This is a genomic window from Vibrio sp. T11.5 (assembly GCF_027587155.1).
Classification (GTDB): domain Bacteria; phylum Pseudomonadota; class Gammaproteobacteria; order Enterobacterales; family Vibrionaceae; genus Vibrio; species Vibrio neptunius.
The window spans coordinates 615,328-631,945 of record NZ_JAPPTP010000001.1 but is presented as its reverse complement, the minus strand read 5'-3'; the positions used below and the strand labels follow the sequence as shown (position 1 = coordinate 631,945).

The 16,618-nt window shown below is 45.8% G+C and carries 13 protein-coding genes; 5 read left to right on the top strand and 8 right to left on the bottom strand.

Annotated elements, in window-relative coordinates:
- Positions 1 to 128: 128 nt before the first annotated feature.
- Complete coding sequence (gene purR, locus OH455_RS02945; RefSeq protein WP_269980290.1) at positions 129 to 1,136, bottom strand: HTH-type transcriptional repressor PurR; 1,008 nt, start codon at positions 1,134 to 1,136, stop codon at positions 129 to 131.
- 214 nt (positions 1,137 to 1,350) lie between these two features.
- The gene (gene torD, locus OH455_RS02940; protein ID WP_269980289.1) at positions 1,351 to 1,998 is read right to left on the bottom strand and encodes a molecular chaperone TorD; all 648 of its coding nucleotides are present in this window, start codon (positions 1,996 to 1,998) and stop codon (positions 1,351 to 1,353) included.
- 237 nt (positions 1,999 to 2,235) lie between these two features.
- On the opposite strand from torD, the gene torR reads away from it, so the two are divergent.
- On the top strand, positions 2,236 to 2,949 hold the full coding sequence (gene torR / locus OH455_RS02935; protein ID WP_269980288.1) for a two-component system response regulator TorR: 714 nt from the start codon (positions 2,236 to 2,238) through the stop codon (positions 2,947 to 2,949).
- Positions 2,950 to 2,999: 50 nt separating this feature from the next.
- Here the strand turns inward: torR and elyC are convergent, their stop codons facing one another.
- On the bottom strand, positions 3,000 to 3,791 hold the full coding sequence (gene elyC, locus OH455_RS02930) for an envelope biogenesis factor ElyC (RefSeq protein WP_045976762.1): 792 nt from the start codon (positions 3,789 to 3,791) through the stop codon (positions 3,000 to 3,002).
- A gap of 114 nt (positions 3,792 to 3,905) precedes the next feature.
- Between elyC and cmoM the strand changes: the two genes are divergently transcribed.
- The 4 genes from cmoM to mukB are packed head-to-tail and all read left to right on the top strand — an operon-like array spanning position 3,906 to position 11,203.
- Positions 3,906 to 4,697, top strand: coding sequence for a tRNA uridine 5-oxyacetic acid(34) methyltransferase CmoM (gene cmoM / locus OH455_RS02925; protein ID WP_269980287.1), 792 nt, complete (start codon positions 3,906 to 3,908; stop codon positions 4,695 to 4,697).
- A 2-nt stretch (positions 4,698 to 4,699) separates the two neighbouring features.
- Positions 4,700 to 6,037, top strand: coding sequence for a chromosome partition protein MukF (mukF, locus tag OH455_RS02920; protein ID WP_269980286.1), 1,338 nt, complete (start codon positions 4,700 to 4,702; stop codon positions 6,035 to 6,037).
- Positions 6,018 to 6,746 carry a chromosome partition protein MukE gene (mukE, locus tag OH455_RS02915; protein ID WP_269980285.1) on the top strand — a complete coding sequence of 243 codons (729 nt, stop codon included), beginning with the start codon at positions 6,018 to 6,020 and terminating at the stop codon, positions 6,744 to 6,746. Before mukF ends, mukE begins: the two co-directional genes overlap by 20 nt.
- On the top strand, positions 6,743 to 11,203 hold the full coding sequence (mukB, locus tag OH455_RS02910) for a chromosome partition protein MukB (RefSeq protein WP_269980284.1): 4,461 nt from the start codon (positions 6,743 to 6,745) through the stop codon (positions 11,201 to 11,203). Before mukE ends, mukB begins: the two co-directional genes overlap by 4 nt.
- Positions 11,204 to 11,329: 126 nt before the next feature.
- Here the strand turns inward: mukB and OH455_RS02905 are convergent, their stop codons facing one another.
- From OH455_RS02905 to cmoA, 5 genes are all read right to left on the bottom strand, one after another.
- Positions 11,330 to 12,319 (bottom strand): alpha-L-glutamate ligase-like protein, encoded by a 990-nt coding sequence (locus tag OH455_RS02905; RefSeq protein ID WP_269980283.1) that lies wholly within the window; start codon positions 12,317 to 12,319, stop codon positions 11,330 to 11,332.
- Between the two features lie 3 nt (positions 12,320 to 12,322).
- Positions 12,323 to 13,828, bottom strand: coding sequence for an inactive transglutaminase family protein (locus tag OH455_RS02900; RefSeq protein ID WP_269980282.1), 1,506 nt, complete (start codon positions 13,826 to 13,828; stop codon positions 12,323 to 12,325).
- An 8-nt stretch (positions 13,829 to 13,836) separates the two neighbouring features.
- Positions 13,837 to 14,583: an ATP-dependent zinc protease family protein gene (locus OH455_RS02895; protein WP_269980281.1), complete on the bottom strand. Its 747-nt coding sequence runs from the start codon at positions 14,581 to 14,583 to the stop codon at positions 13,837 to 13,839.
- Positions 14,584 to 14,804: 221 nt separating this feature from the next.
- Complete coding sequence (gene cmoB, locus OH455_RS02890; protein ID WP_206368933.1) at positions 14,805 to 15,779, bottom strand: tRNA 5-methoxyuridine(34)/uridine 5-oxyacetic acid(34) synthase CmoB; 975 nt, start codon at positions 15,777 to 15,779, stop codon at positions 14,805 to 14,807.
- Between the two features lie 70 nt (positions 15,780 to 15,849).
- The gene (gene cmoA / locus OH455_RS02885) at positions 15,850 to 16,587 is read right to left on the bottom strand and encodes a carboxy-S-adenosyl-L-methionine synthase CmoA (protein WP_206368934.1); all 738 of its coding nucleotides are present in this window, start codon (positions 16,585 to 16,587) and stop codon (positions 15,850 to 15,852) included.
- Positions 16,588 to 16,618 lie beyond the last annotated feature (31 nt).

Here is a 16,618-nt window from a genome sequence, read left to right as displayed (position 1 = left end):
AAGGATAAATAAAATTTGAGGCAAGTATCACATCTCTATTGATCAAATGTGATCTTGGTTCAATTAAATTGCGCCTGAATGATAGGCCCGACTAATAGATTGAGTTATTAATCGGGCGTTTCACACTGCTATTTGTTGAATTTGCACACAGTATCGCGTACTACAATTTCTGGGTGCATTTCAAATACACGCTTTTCATGCTCTTTGTCTTTGATGCGTTCGAGAAGAATTTCAAACGCATTTTTACCAACGCGTCGTTTAGGTTGGTGGACCGTTGTGAGTGGTGGTGAGAAATACTCGGCGAGTTCGATGTTGTCATAGCCAATCACAGAAACATCTTCTGGAATACGAACACCTTTTTGCTGCAGTCTGCTCATTAAACCTAGTGCCATGGTGTCGTTGAAACAGAACACTGCTGATGGTTTTTTGTCCATGGCGACGATTTTATCGGCTGCCAACACCGCTGTATCGCACTCGAAGTTACCTTCTAGAATCCAATCTTCGTTGACGGAAAGATTGGCTTCGGTCATTGCACGACGGAAGCCTAAGATACGTTCCTGACAGGCCGCTTTTTCGAAGTGACCGCTTAGACAAGCAATATCTTTATGCCCGTTGTCTATTAGGTATTTGGTCGCAAGATAACCCCCCTCTTCTGAGTTATCAATGATCTTGTCGGCTTGAGAGCTTTCAGGCCCCCAATCCATGATTACTTTAGGAATGTCTTTCTGACGGTCTAGCATCTCACTGAGTTCTTCTGTTAGGTCAGAACACATAACTAGAATGCCATCGACACGTTTTTCCGCGAGCATACGGATATAGTCGCGTTGTTTCTCGTAGATGCCACCAGTGTTACATAAGATCAACGTGTAGCCTTGACGATAACAATAGCTTTCTACACCATCAATGACTTCAGAGAAGAATAGGTTGGTCGATTGAGTAACAAGCATGCCGATAGTACGAGTAGTATTACACTTCAGGCTGCGTGCGACGGCGCTTGGTGCGTAATTCAATTCCGTGACCGCTTCCATTACCTTTTCTTGTGTCGCCTCGGCAACAAAGCGTGTCTTATTAATTACGTGAGAAACTGTTGTAGTTGACACACCAGCTAGGCGTGCCACATCTTTAATAGTGGCCATAAGGTTCTGTCCTGTCGATGACTGCCAGGAGGTATATTCAGATTGTAGAATAAATTGGCAGAAAGTATCAGAAACACAAAAACCGCTTAATTCAGCGGTTTGTCTCTAGTTCATTCATTTTTATCGTTTGCGGTCACGATTCTAGACCGCAAACAAAAGAAGAGCAAACAAAAAGAAGGTGTAATAAGTTTTGTATCACACATTCATAACAAGGTTACTCACCTCTTAAGTAGGCGCAGTCGAGTTCAAGAAACGTAACCAGTAGCAAAGCAGCCGCAGAGTAAAAGCCAAATTTGTCCAATGTTTCGCAATGCTTACTAAATTGTGGCACCCAACTCAGGAGATGTTGTTGAATAAATCCTTCCTGTTCGGCAAATGAATCTTCCATGTGGCGTTCTTGATCTAGCTCGTTAGCTTGGATAATCAGGTTGCCCAAAAAATCGAGCTCAATCGCTAGGTGGTCTGCGGGCTCATTCAGCCCTTTGTCTACCTCAATGCCATGTTTAGCCATCAACTCCGCCATGTCTGCGGCTGGTTGGTCATTGAGAAGGCCAGAGTTGCCGATATATATCGAAGCGTAAGGCAGTGCTGAGTCCTTGTTTGATTTGAGAAACAAATCGCAAAAGTCTGCGGCCAGTTCAAGCTGAGCATCTTCACGATCGATAAGACGATTGAGCGCAATGACTAGTTTATCTATGGCTGGTTTCAGGTGAGAGTTTTCCCCCAGCCCTGTTAGAAAAGAACGGATCTCTACAGATTGATACTGCTGAAGATCCTCTTCTGTTAGCTCTTTAGCAAATAAGCTGGACAACCACCAGTATATTTCAGCGCGTTTTTCGTTGAATGCTTTAAGTTCTTGCATGAGTTCAGACTCCTGAAAATTCTGCTTTCCAGTTTAACCAATAAAAATGAATAGCGATAATGGGTGTTGTTTCAGATTGAGTGCAAAAGTGCAAAGTTATTAATGCCTGAGACTAGTTTTGTTTTGAATCAATAAACACTCAGGTTTCCCCTTGATAGGACGACAAACACTAGAATTGTTACTGATTATGAATAGAATACAAACGAAGACAATTCCAAATGTAAGTAAGTGGTGTAAATGAGCTATCACGTATTAGTAGTTGAAGACGACACAGTGACTCGCAGCAAGTTGGTTGGCTACTTTCAAAACGAGGGTTACCAAGTCAGTGAAGCTGAAAGCGGCGAGCAAATGCGCGACACGCTACAAAGTGATGAAGTTGATTTGGTGATGCTGGATATCAACCTTCCCGGTGAAGATGGGTTAATGCTCACACGTGAACTTCGCAGTCAATCAGACATTGGAATTATTCTCGTAACGGGTCGCACGGATAGCATTGATAAAATCGTAGGCCTAGAAATGGGCGCAGATGATTATGTCACCAAGCCGTTTGAACTGCGTGAATTGCTTGTTCGTGTTAAGAACCTATTGTGGCGCATTGCCGCAACTCGTCGTGGCATTGATGTCGATGAACAGCAAAAAAATACAGGCAATGTGATACGTTTTGCTGAATGGACCTTTGATGTTCCTCGTCGCGCTCTAAGCAAAAATGGCGAACCAGTAAAACTGACCAAAGCCGAATATGAGCTGTTAGTCGCTCTTTCCTCTTATCCGAACCAAGTACTCAGCCGAGAACGTATACTCAATATGATCAGTCATAGAGTTGATGCACCTAATGATCGCACGATCGATGTGTTAATTCGCCGGATGCGCGCTAAGATGGAGTTTGATCCTAAAAATCCACAAATTTTTGTGACTGTTCATGGTGAAGGGTATATGTTTGCGGGTGACTGAGTTAAACAGACAACTAAAAAATACCGAGGTATATCCTCGGTATTTTTTTATTATACATCGTTATCGGATGGCTCTTCGTAATTTGTTGCCCAGTCGCGAAGTGACTGCCAGATCCGTCCCAGCGTCTCATGCCAATAGCGTTCAGTTTGCTCGAGATACACGGCTTTAGGTGCGTATTTTGCCCAAGCTTGGGTTACCTTGTTGTGAGCCAGATAGTTGGTTGGAGCTGGGTAAGGTTTAAGACCAGCAGAATGAAATTCGTGCAGAGCGCGTTTCATATGACTGGCGGACGTGACGACGACCAGATTGTCACGTTTAACCACTGGCACCGCTTGTCTTGCTTCCTCCCAAGTATCTTTGGCTGACTCCAGCAACAAAATATCTGGTTTTGAAACGCCAAGCGCTAGGGCAACTTTTGCCATCATGCGAGCGTTACTCACTTCAGAACCTCCAGAGTATCCAGATAGAATCAGTTTAGAACCAGGGTACATGCGCATAATACGAATGCCCTCCGCTAGGCGCATCAAGCCAGTACGGCTGAGCTCAGAGGTTGGTGGGATTTTATCATCTACTACATGGCCACTTCCTAACACCATTACGTAATCGATCTTCCCATCGATTGGGAAAAAGGCTGAATACTGCCTTTCAAGCGGCATCAGAAGACGAGACGAAACGGGTTGGAACGAAATGAGAAAAATGCCAATGAAAGAGAATAGAACAACAAAACAGCCTGTTTTTTGCTTCCTTGTAAACATAATCAGCATCAGGCCTAAAAAACCGATGATCAGCAATGCTGGCAAGGGCATTAAAAGGGATGAAACTACTTTTTTCAGCTCAAACATACATAAATAGTCCGAAAAAACACCAATTGATTTTAATTTAAGAGAATCCCTCTTTATATCTGCCTTTCTTATGACAGAATAGCAGCACGACTCGACATGATAACCTAAGCTGCCGTGACTGAAGACCGCAATTTCGACGATATTGCCCACAAATTTGCAAAAAACATCTACGGCTCCGACAAAGGAGAGATACGCCAAGTTATTGTTTGGGAAGAACTTGAACAACTACTTGGTGCGATTAATGGTAGCAGGAAAAGCCTTAACGTGCTGGATGCTGGTGGCGGTTTAGCACAAATGTCGCAAAAGCTGGCTAAACTCGGACATCGCATTGCTTTATGTGATCTATCTTTGGAAATGCTGCAACTAGCCAAGCAGGATATTGAAAAAAACGGTTTGCTTGAGCAGTATCGGCTGATTCATTCGCCAGTACAGAAGATTGCAGAGCATCTGGAACAGCCCGTCGATGTTGTGATGTTTCATGCTGTCATGGAATGGTTGGTGGACCCCAAATCCGCTCTTGAAACATTACTTGAGCAGGTTAAACCAGGGGGTGCTGCGTCCGTTATGTTCTACAACCATCATGGTCTGGTATACAAGAATGTGGTTTGTGGCAATATTCCTCATGTGTTAGATGGCATGCCACATCGAAAACGATTTAAGTTGCAGCCGCAAAAAGGGCTTAAACCAGAAGAAGTCTACAAGTGGATCGAAGACGCTGGTTTTGAGATCGGTGGCAAAGCTGGTATTCGCTGTTTCAGTGATTACATCGGCAACAGGGAATACATGGGCGACTATAAGACAGAAGATGTAGTGGCGCTTGAGCGACAGTTGTGTCGACAAGAGCCTTACCTCTCGCTAGGCCGTTACATACATGTATGGGCCAAAAAGAAAGAAGAACAGGAATAATAATGAGTGAGATGACTCTCAACGCTGCTGAGCAACCAATCGATGAATTGGTTGGCTGGGTTAAGCAGCACGATTTCTCATTAAACCTGCCGACTGAACGTCTCGCATTTCTCATCGCTATTGCAGTGCTTAGCAATGAGAGGTTTGATGAAGAGTTGGGTGAAGGTGAATTGCATGACGCATTTACTATCGTCACTCGATTATTTGAGGATACCGGAGAAGCGTCTGCTTTTCGGGCCAACAATGCAATTAATGAGATGGTGAAGCAGAGGCTGATTAGCCGCTTCACCAGTGAAGTGAACGATGGAGCAAGTATTTATCGTTTGTCGCCGCTTGCGATTGGGATTACGGACTATTATGTTCGCCATCGTGAGTTTTCTAAGTTACGCCTCTCAATCCAGTTGTCGATGGTGGCGGATGAAATGGCGAAAGCGATTGAATCTGCTCGGCAAGGCGGGACGCCGGGCCACTGGAAAAAGAACGTTTATGGTGTGCTCAAATATTCCGTTGGTGAGATATTCGATCAAATTGATCTCAACCAACGTGTGATGGATGAGCAGCAACAATCCGTTAAAGTGCAGATTGCCGAGCTCCTGAATAAAGATTGGCGTGAAGCGATCAACAACTGTGAAGAGTTGTTATCTGAAACGTCTAGCACCTTGCGCGAGCTGCAAGATACATTACAAGCAGCCAGTGATGAGCTACAAACTCAAATCCTTGATATTCAAGAAACTGTTTACGGACAAGATGACCTAGAGTTTATTGAGGAGGCCTTGTTTGGCTTGCAGATGAAATTGGATCGCATCACAAGCTGGGGCCAACAAGCGATTGATTTATGGATTGGTTACGACAGGCACGTCCATAAATTTATCCGCACCGCCATTGACATGGATAAGAACCGTGCCTTCAGCACGCGTTTGCGTCAGTCAGTCAAAGATTACTTCGACACACCTTGGTATCTGACTTATGCCGATGCAGAAAGGTTAGTCGATCTCCGCGATGAAGCGCTGGTGCTTCGAGATGATGAAGTGACTGGTCAAGTGCCATTGGAAGTGGAGTATGAAGAATTCCAACAAGTGAATGATGAGCTTTCTGAGCGCATAGGTGACATGCTCAAAGTGCATAAAGAGCAGGGTACCGCTATCCATCTTGGAACCGTATTACGCGACTATTTATCACAGCATCCGCGCACACATCATTTCGATTTAGCCCGTATCGTCATAGATCAAGCCGTACGTCTGGGTTACTCCGAATCGGATTATCAAGCGATTCAACCAGATTGGCAGGCAATTAACGAATACGGAGCAAAGGTACAAGCAAATGTCATCGACCGATACTAATGATTACATGTCAGAGAATCTGGCAAAAGCGATTTCAAACCCACTTTTCCCGGCGTTAGACAGTATGCTTCGTGCTGGACGCCATATTTCTACCGAAGACCTCGACAATCATGCGCTACTGTCTGACTTTGAAGTTGAGCTGTCTTCATTTTACCAACGCTACAACACTGAACTGGTGAAAGCACCAGAAGGCTTCTTTTACCTTCGCCCTCGTTCTACTTCCTTGATTAATCGCAGTGTGCTGTCTGAGCTCGATATGCTGGTGGGCAAGGTGTTGTGTTTCCTTTACCTAAGCCCAGAGCGTTTAGCGCATGAGGGAATCTTTACCAATCAAGAACTGTATGAAGAGCTGTTGGCTTTATCCGATGAGAAAAAGCTGATGAAGCTGGTGACTAACCGCGCGACTGGTTCAGATTTAGATAAAGAAAAACTGTTTGAAAAGGTCCGCACTTCTCTGCGCCGTTTACGCCGCCTGGGCATGATCATCAATATTGGTGAAACCGGTAAATTCAGTATCAGTGAATCAGTATTCCGCTTTGGTGCTGATGTTCGTGTCGGAGACGACATGCGCGAAGCGCAGTTGCGCTTGATCCGTGATGGTGAAGCTGTGGTGCATACCAAAGAACCAAGCCAAGGCAGCTTGCTGACAGAATCAGAACAAGGTGATGAGTCATCTCAATCAGAAAAATTAGAAGAAGGTGAAGCATGATTGAAAGAGGTAAATATCAATCGCTGACCATGGTCAACTGGAACGGCTTCTTTGCGCGTACTTTTGACATTGATGGCTTAGTTACCACGTTATCAGGAGGTAATGGGGCAGGTAAATCAACAACAATGGCGGCATTTATTACAGCCTTGATACCTGACCAAACACTGCTGCATTTCCGAAATACGACTGAAGCGGGCAGTAGCCAGTCTTCACGTGACAAAGGCCTTTACGGTAAATTGCAACCAGGTGCCTGTTATGCGGCACTGGATGTGGTGAACTCACGCAATCAACGCTTACTGTTTGCGGTGAAGCTGCAGCAAGTCGCGGGTCGTGATAAGAAAGTGGATATCAAACCGTTCGTGATTCAAGGGCTGCCAAGCAGTGTGAAGCCGACCGATATCCTGATTGAAAGTGTTTCTGCTACTCAAGCGCGTGTTCGTCAGATCAACGAAATCAAAGAGTCAGTCGCGCAACATGAAGGTGTGCAACTTAAGACTTTTAATTCCATCGTCGATTACCACGCGCAAATGTTTGAGTTTGGCGTGATTCCTAAGAAATTGCGTAACTCCAGTGACCGTTCTAAGTTCTATCGCTTAATTGAAGCGTCTCTGTACGGTGGTATTTCGAGTGCGATTACCCGCTCATTGCGCGATTATCTACTGCCTCAAAATGGTGGTGTTAAGAAAGCCTTTCAGGACATGGAGTCGGCGCTGCGCGAAAACCGCATGACGCTTGAAGCGATTAAAACCACTCAAGCAGATCGAGATCTGTTTAAACATCTGATCACTGAATCGACCAATTACGTGGCGGCTGACTATATGCGTCATGCCAATGATCGTCGTAATATGCTTGAGCAGACTCTGTCTCTGCGCTCTGAATTGTTTGGCTCTCGCGAAACACTGGTTGAGCAAAATAGCTTACTTAATCGTGTTCAGGAAGAGCTTGAATTGCTGGTGGAATCCGAATCGGCTCTAGAACAGGACTACCAAGCGGCTTCCGACCACTTACAGCTTGTACAGAATGCACTGCGTCAGCAGGAAAAGATCGAGCGCTATCAAGAAGACCTTGAAGAGCTGAGTGAACGACTTGAAGAACAGATGATGGTCGTTGAAGAAGCGCAAGAGCGTGTTCTGATGATGGAGGAGCAAGCGACAGTTGCGGAAGAAGAGGTAGACAGCTTAAAGACTCAGTTAGCGGATTATCAGCAAGCGTTGGACGTTCAGCAAACCCGCGCACTTCAATACCAACAGGCAGTTCAAGCGCTAGAGAAAGCCAAAAACTTGTTGGGTGATGCAGATCTTACTGCTGAGCGTGCGCAGGATTTGGTGTCTGAGCTGAAAACTCAGGAATCAGAAAGCACGGCGGCTTTGCTGTCGGTGAAACACAAACTGGATATGTCTTCAGCCGCCGTTGAGCAGTTTGAGACGGCGCTTACTTTGGTTCGTAAGATTGCTGGCGATTCAGTGGAGCGTAAAAATGCCGCTGAAGTTGCAAAGCAGTCGATTCGTCAAACGCGAGATGCCGAGCAAATTGCACAAAATGAACAACAATGGCGAGCACAGCACAGAGATCTAGAGCGTAATCTCAATCAACAGCGTCAGGCTCGTGAATTAGTCGACGCGTATCAGAAGCAACATCGTGCTGAGCTCGTTGATGAGTTAACCTTTGAGCAGGAACGTGAACGCCACGCTATGCTGGTCGAATCGCTTGAGATAGCTCAGGAGGAGGTACGCGAGCAACGCAGCGAACAGCGTCGCTTAGAGCAGGATTCTGCTAGCGAAATCAAAAAGCTTGAAGCCATTGCGCCAACTTGGATTGCCGCTCACGACGCACTGGAAATGCTCAAAGAGCAAAGCGGTGCTGATCTGTATGACAGCCAAGCGGTTATGTCTCACATGCAAGCAGTACTTGAGCAGGAAAAGCAACAGTCACTGGCGAAAGAAAAGCTCGCTGAGCGCCGTGCTCACTTAGAGAATGAAATTGAGCGGTTAGCGTCACCGGGTGGCTCCAATGATCCTCGTTTGAAAGGCTTAGCTGACACATTAGGTGGTGTGTTGTTGTCAGAGATTTATGACGATATCACCATTGGCGATGCGCCTTATTTCAGTGCGATGTACGGTCCATCTCGTCATGCGATTGTGGTGTCTGACTTAACGGGTATTGAAGAAAAACTGGTTGAGCTTGACGATTGCCCTGAAGACCTTTACATCATTGAAGGTGATATTGACGCCTTTGATGACAGCTCATTTGATGCCGAAGAGTTAGAAGGGGCGGTTTGTGTTCGCATGAACGATCGCCAGATGCGTTACTCACGTTTCCCAGAAATTCCTCTGTTTGGTCGTGCCGCGCGTGAACAACGTTTAGAGCTGCTACGTGATGAACGTGAAGAAGTCGTTGAACAGCATGCGAAAGCGGCGTTTGATTCACAAAAACTGCAGCGTTTATATCAGGCATTCAATAACTTCGTGGCGAAGCACATACAAGTTGCCTTTGAAGCAGATCCAGAGCAATCACTGACAGTTGCTCGCGAGAAGCGTAATCAAGTGTCAAGAGTATTGGCAGATTTGGATGCCAAAGAGCAGCAGCAACGTTCTCAATTGTTAGCGAGTAAGCAGGCGTTGTCCTCGCTGGATAAATTAGCACCAATGATGGCGCTGATTGAAGATGACTCATTGACATTGCGCTTCGAAGAGCTTGAAGCGAAAATCGCTCAGCTGTCTGAAGCGAAAGCATTTTTGAGCAGCCACGGGAAAACAGTCGTTGAACTGGAAAAAATCGCCTCAGCGCTTGAAGCCGACCCGGAGCAATTTGATGCACTAGAAGCCGAATATCAGGCAGCGGATGTTCAGTTACAAGAACTGAAGAAACAGATCTTTGCGTTGTCTGACTTAGTGGAGCGTCGCCATTACTTTGCTTACTCTGACTCCGTTGATTTACTCAACAAGAGTAGCGAACTGAGTGAGCAGCTTAAAGGCAAGCTTGTTGAAGCAGAGAGGCAGCGTACGCGTTCGCGTGACGAGCTGAAGCAATCTCAAGGTCAGATGAACCAGTACAACCAGGTCTTGGCATCGCTGAAGAGTTCTCATCAGGCTAAGCAGGAAACGGTTCAAGAATTCAAGCAAGAGCTGCAAGAGTTTGGTGTAACGGCTGATGAAGGCGCACAAGAGCGAGCCATGCGTCGTCGAGATGAACTGCAGGAACGTCTGCATACGTCACGCAGTCGTAAGAGTGAATACGAGCGTACCATCACCTCGACTGAGCTAGAAATGAAAGGCCTAGCAAAGCGTCTTAAGAAGGTTCAGAAAGAGTACATTGAACTGCGCACCTTTGTGGTTGCAGCCAAAGCTGGCTGGTGTTCCGTACTGCGGTTAGCACGTGAAAACGATGTCGAACGCCGTTTGCATAAACGTGAACTGGCCTATATGTCAGCGGATGAACTGCGTTCGATGTCGGATAAATCGTTGGGAGCGTTGCGTCTGGCGGTGGCAGACAATGATGACTTACGTGATGCCCTACGTTTGTCAGAAGACAATGCACGTCCTGAGCGTAAAGTCCTATTCTATATTGCAGTGTACCAGCATCTGCGTGAACGCATTCGTCAAGATATCATCCATACTGATGACCCAGTTGAGGCCATTGAAGAGATGGAAGTGGAGCTGGCGCGATTGACCGAAGAGCTGACGCAACGTGAAAATCGTCTTGCGATCAGTTCTGAATCTGTTGCTAGCATCATCAAGAAAACAATTCAGCGTGAGCAAAACCGCATCCGCATGCTCAACCAAGGCTTGTCGAACATTGCCTTTGGTCAGGTAAAAGGTGTTCGCTTGAATGTGAAGATTCGTGAAAGCCACGACATTTTGCTTCATGGTCTAGCTTCGCAGCAAGAGCAGCACAAAGACTTGTTTGAGACCTCTCGCTACACCTTCTCAGAAGCGATGGCGAAATTGTTCCAGCGCGTTAACCCACATATTGATATGGGACAACGTAGTCCTCAAGTCCTGGGTGAGGAGCTGCTGGACTACCGCAACTACCTAGAGCTGAGTGTTGAAGTCTGCCGTGGCTCAGATGGTTGGCTCCAAGCTGAATCTGGTGCGTTGTCTACGGGTGAAGCGATCGGTACTGGTCAGTCGATTCTTCTGATGGTGGTTCAGAGCTGGGAAGAAGAATCTCGTCGTCTACGCAGTAAAGACATTGTTCCTTGTCGACTGCTATTCCTAGATGAGGCTGCGCGTTTGGATGCTAAGTCGATTTCGACTCTGTTTGAGCTATGTGACCGTCTGGACATGCAGTTGTTGATTGCGGCACCAGAAAACATCAGCCCAGAGAAGGGCACCACTTACAAGCTCGTACGTAAAGTATTTAAAGACCATGAGCATGTTCATGTGGTTGGTCTAAGAGGCTTTGGACAAGCGGATCAAGATAAGTCGGAAGCTCAAGAACTGATTGAAGAGCTATAAAGACAAGCTGATAGAAAATACCCGCTGAGTTAGCGGGTATTTTTTTGTTTAGCGTCAGTGTCTGATGCGTCACCGGTCATGCTTTCAGTATCTGCGTCATGTCGTGGTTTCTGAATCATCGAAAGCTCAGTCTGTCACCTCTTTGGCGAATATACCAAACTGCTTGGCGGCATAAGCGACACGTTCGGCAGGTTTGGGGTACTCCATCCCTAAGCCCAAGCCTTCGATGTGATGAAGCCTAGGTAACAAGCCTGCTCCATTCGCTATTTGGATGGCTAATCCCGGACGAGCATTGAGCTCTAGGACCATTGGCCCTTCTTCTTTGTCGAGTACCATGTCAGTACCCATATAACCCAGACCTGTCATTTCCCATGCACTTGAAGCCAATGTGAGTAATCGCTTCCAGTGGGGTACTTGTAACGTAGCGAGTTCTTTCCCCGTATCGGGGTGGTGTGTAATAGGTTGGTCGAATTGGACAGCTCTTACTGCGCGACCTGTCGCGATATCAATACCGACACCGACTGCACCTTGGTGTAAATTTGCTTTACCATCAGAGGCGGCTGTGGAGCAACGCATCATTGCCATAACAGGGTAGCCTTTGAAAACAATAATACGTACATCTGGTACACCTTCATAACTGAATCCGTCGAAGCAGCTATCAAACTTGATCAGATTTTCAACAACCGCGACATCGTTCTTCCCCCCGAGTGAAAAAAGACCCGCTAGTGCGTTACTAATGTGGCGTTCGACATCTTCTTGGTTGATCGTCGTGCCTGAGGGCTTGGTATAGGTACCATCCTTGTGAGAAGTGATAACCAAAATACCTTTACCACCACTGCCTTGGGCAGGTTTAATAACGAAACCAGGCCACTCTTTCACCATTTTATGAATGGTTTTGACTTCAACCTGGCTACTGATCACACCAATGAGTTTCGGTGTAGTTGCTCCATGTTGCTGAGCAATAATCTTGGTTTTGAGCTTGTCATCCACCAGTGGATATTTAGAGCGATCATTGTAACGGCCAATGTAGCTGTGGTTACGTTGATTCATCCCCATAATGCCTTTATGACGAAGCTTATCTGGCGATGTAAATTGCGAAGTAAAACGTGTGAGCATCGTTTAGTCCTCCGCTAGTGGCTTAAAGCGACGTAATTCGGTTAGGCGATAACCGGTATAAGTCCCAAGGAGTAGTATGCCGGCGAGAACAATCAACTGAAGGCCAATAAAGTTGAAGGTCAGATGTTGAATGTAAGTGCTGGTCATTGCTAGGTAAACCAGCACGGCAGTCGCCAATGAGCCACCACCCTGTAATACCACCTCTTTAGCGCCTTCTTCCTCCCATAGAATCGACATCCGTTCGATGGTCCAAGAAAGGATGATCATTGGGAAGAAGGTAATTGATAGACCTTCGGTCAAACCAATCTTAAACGCCACAACAGTGAAAACGGAGATGATCATAATGACCGTGATAATCACGGCAGAAATTCTAGCAACCAGAAGTAAGTTGAGCCTCGACAGATAGCTTCGAATTACCAGCCCTGTACCAACAATCAGCAAGAAGCCGACGATACCTGTTAGGAGTTGAGTTTGAACAAACGCAACGGCAATCAAAACTGGCATGAATGTACCTGAGGTTTTCAAACCAATGATGACACGCAGGAAAACCACGATAAGTGCACCGATTGGGATTAGCATGATGGTTTTAAACATCGCTTGCTCTTCAAGTGGCAAACTATGAATAGAGAAGTTAAGCAGACGATCTGCTTCGACTTTGTCCAGTGTGGCCTGTTTTGGTGAGACTTCCTGAGCGATCATCGAGAAGTGAACTTGGCTGTTTTGACCGCCGATGATATCAAGCAGTGATACATTAGACTCGTCCCAAATTAGGATGTTATCAGCGATCACTTTATTCGTATTCTCAGGGTTGAATAGTTTCCACGCTTTGCCGTCCCAGACCTGATTCATTTGCTGGATAGTCTGACGTCGACGACCATCCTCTAACTCAACAACACCGACAACTTTACTCGGTATTTCGGCATATGCGAGGATCTTATCAACCGCCTCCACTTTTGACATCTTGTTCAGAATGAGTGCTGCGTTCTGACTGTCCGAGTCGTTGAGGATTTTAATCAGTTCGCGAGCAAATGTGATGTCATCAGCAGAGCGTTTGTTAGCGCGTTCAATTAACGAAACTGCCGCGGCTTCTGTCGGACCGTCAAAAGTAGGCGGTGTGATGTCTTTATTCGGCGCTTTCGATTCTACTTTTGCTTGTGGGTCAACGAGGAATTGGGCTTTATAGTAGATGGTTTGCGGACCGACAGCGTGGCGAACAGACCACTCAGCACGACGACCAGTGTCAGTCTTGACGTATGACACTCCGTAGCCTGGTGACGATGATGACTCACTGATCCGTGTGAATCCATTTTGAGTTTGAGGGGCGGCCAATGACGCCTTAACAGGTTTGGCTTGGGCATTGAACTCAATACGAGCTTCAATATCCCAAACCTGACGGGTTTCCCCTGGAGTCCATGGAACGCCGTAAGTCTGATGTCTAAACAGGCTTAAAGCGATGCCTGCAATAATCAGCAGGACGACCGATATGTAAAAAGGGACTTTAGACGTCATAAGCTACCTTATTGTTTTTGTTCAACTTCCTTTTGGACGTACTTCTTGCTTACATCCACCACTGCGATATCACGGATAAATTCACGACCTAGTAACACAGGATGGGTCATCTGTGAGCGATCTGCCAAAGTGAACTGTGTTTTTTCGTGAATCGTGCCTAATCTTACCCATAATTCGACTACAGCTCTGCGTTCCGTCTCATCATTTGTCGATTGGCGTATTTTTACAAAACGTATAATCGGAGCTTCAATCCAATTTGTATCATCCAATGGCGTGACGCCATCGGACAAATGGAAGCGCACCCAGTTTTTGCCGTTACGTTCAAATTGTTCAATGTCAACAGCATTGAGTGAGGAAGTGGCGGCTCCAGTATCAATGCGACTGTCAAATGTCTGCTTGATGGAATCAATACTGACTCTCTCTATTTCACCCAATACCAACTCTTGTGAAGGTGTAGAAGCAAGCTTTACAGGAGCGGGCGTGACGATAGGCTCACGGTTTCTTTTCACTTCTGCCATGGCTTCCGTTTTAAATTTGAACAGTTCTTTGTCTAACAAATCGACTTTAGTTTGTAGGCTTTCAATGTGTTCGGCTTGATTGCTGACTTTTTGCTCCAAAAAGGAAAGTTTTTGAGTGAGGTTGGTTTCTGAAGATTGGATAGCTGCAAGGGTTTCTTGATGATACTGCTCACTGTTGGTGAGGGTGCAGCCAGAGAGTAGGGCAATCGAAATGACCGGAGTCAATTTGGTAAACATTGAAAATCCTGAATTAGATTAAGTTGTTTATACATTGAGAGTTTAAATCATCCCTCACTTTGCTCACAAGACACATTACCTGTCTAAGACTTATTGAGTCATGATTAGTGATGCACCGCAAAATCTAGGATGCACGGAGCATCCTAGATTTTAGAGTCTTTTAAGGTTCAGATTAAGTATTTGAAGGACCTAAAAAGTTAAGAGTCTGTCAATAATTAGTCTTAATTAGGTTTTTTCGCGACGAGAACCGCACGACGTGGGGCAGGGTGCCCTTCAATCGTTTTACTTGGGTCATTCGGATCGAGATAATCAGGCAGAGAATTGTGAGTCATCCATTCGGTTGTGCGCTGTTCACCGATAGAGGTGATATTCTCATCAACAATGCGTACGTCCTCGAAGCCAACTTGCTCGAGCCACACTTTGAGGGCTTTGGCTGAAGGAAAAAAGTACACATTACGCATCTGGGCGTATCGATCTACAGGAACCAGAACGGAGGTTTCATCACCCTCAATGACCAATGTTTCCAATACAAGCTCGCCACCCGCGACAAGCTGGTCTTTAAGTTGAATGAGATGATCGAGTGGAGAACGTCGATGGTAAAGCACGCCCATGCTAAACACCGTATCGAAGGCTTCAAGCTTCGGCAGTTGCTCAATACCCAGAGGTAACAGATGTGCGCGTTGGTTGTCGCCCATTAGTTTGCGTACTGCTTCAAACTGAATTAGGAACAAATGGGATGGGTCTATACCAACACACAATCGCGCGCCTTCACCCAGCATGCGCCACATGTGGTAGCCGTTGCCACAACCTACATCTAGTACACTGCGATTTTTCAGAGGTGATATATGTGGTAGAACACGATCCCACTTCCAATCGCTGCGCCACTCTGTATCAATATGGATACCGTGTAGATGGTATGGGCCTTTACGCCAAGGATGGAATGTACGAAGCAGGTTTTCTAGCTTTTTAAGCTCACCAGTATGAAATGGTGTATCGTTCGCAATAGTGACAGAGTTTTTTAGATCAACCTGATCAGGTGAACCTTCGGGGATTTTATTCAGCGCTTTTAGCCAGCGACCAAAATCACCATGTTCTGCATTTTGCCACTCGGTTAGTTGTTGAGGCAAAACATTCAGCCACGGTTGAAGGCGTGTATCTGTGGCAATTAACTGATAAAAATTGGCAAAGTTAAACATAGTTTTTCACTGAAATTAAATAATAAACAATGGAACCCATTTGTTGGGAACAGCGCTGATTGGTTGGTCTTTACTTGATTGCGAACATCGAGCCGAAGTTAAAGCATTGGAACCAAACGTCAAAACTACTGAAGCCAATTTCAGCAAAGCGCTCTTTGTGCTCTTTTTTTGAATCTGGGCGCATTACATTTTCTATCGCGCTGCGTTTTTGACTGATTTCTAATTCGCTATAACCGTTGGCACGCTTAAAGTCATGATGAAGGTCAATGAGCAATTCATTAGACACTTGATCTTCGAACACATATTTTTCTGAAAGGATTAAAATGCCACCGGGACGGAGACCCGCATAGATTCTCTCTAGCAAAGTGTATCTATCTTGAGGTGACAAAAATTGCAGTGTGAAATTGAGTACTACGACAGAGGCGTTTTGGATTTCAATATTACGAATGTCTGCTTCAACGACTTCTACAGGTGTGTCGCTGCGGTAAGCATTAACGTGCAGTTTGCAACGCTCAACCATGGCAGATGAGTTATCGACGGCAATGATTTTGCAGCCTTCCTGCTGAATATGACGACGCATGGACAACGTTGCGGCACCGAGCGAACAACCAAGATCGTAAATGTTTGAATGTGGTTTAACGAACCTTTCGGCCAACATGCCGATGGCAGAGATGATATTGCTGTATCCAGGAACAGAACGCTGAATCATATCAGGAAAAACTTCTGCGACACGTTCATCAAACGTGAAATCCCCTATTTTATCGATAGGAGCGGAAAACATCGTATCTGGATTGCTCTTAGGGTTCATAATCGATTCTCTGACCAGTTTCGCATTGGTA

Coding starts and splice junctions, on each gene's coding strand:
- mukB (WP_269980284.1), top strand. CDS start 6,743: ATGATTGAAAGAGGTAAATATCAATCGCTGACCATGGTCAACTGGAAC.
- OH455_RS02905 (WP_269980283.1), bottom strand. CDS start 12,319: ATGCTCACACGTTTTACTTCGCAATTTACATCGCCAGATAAGCTTCGT.
- cmoB (WP_206368933.1), bottom strand. CDS start 15,779: ATGTTTAACTTTGCCAATTTTTATCAGTTAATTGCCACAGATACACGC.
- mukE (WP_269980285.1), top strand. CDS start 6,018: ATGTCATCGACCGATACTAATGATTACATGTCAGAGAATCTGGCAAAA.
- OH455_RS02900 (WP_269980282.1), bottom strand. CDS start 13,828: ATGACGTCTAAAGTCCCTTTTTACATATCGGTCGTCCTGCTGATTATT.
- mukF (WP_269980286.1), top strand. CDS start 4,700: ATGAGTGAGATGACTCTCAACGCTGCTGAGCAACCAATCGATGAATTG.
- purR (WP_269980290.1), bottom strand. CDS start 1,136: ATGGCCACTATTAAAGATGTGGCACGCCTAGCTGGTGTGTCAACTACA.
- torD (WP_269980289.1), bottom strand. CDS start 1,998: ATGCAAGAACTTAAAGCATTCAACGAAAAACGCGCTGAAATATACTGG.
- cmoA (WP_206368934.1), bottom strand. CDS start 16,587: ATGAACCCTAAGAGCAATCCAGATACGATGTTTTCCGCTCCTATCGAT.
- torR (WP_269980288.1), top strand. CDS start 2,236: ATGAGCTATCACGTATTAGTAGTTGAAGACGACACAGTGACTCGCAGC.
- OH455_RS02895 (WP_269980281.1), bottom strand. CDS start 14,583: ATGTTTACCAAATTGACTCCGGTCATTTCGATTGCCCTACTCTCTGGC.
- elyC (WP_045976762.1), bottom strand. CDS start 3,791: ATGTTTGAGCTGAAAAAAGTAGTTTCATCCCTTTTAATGCCCTTGCCA.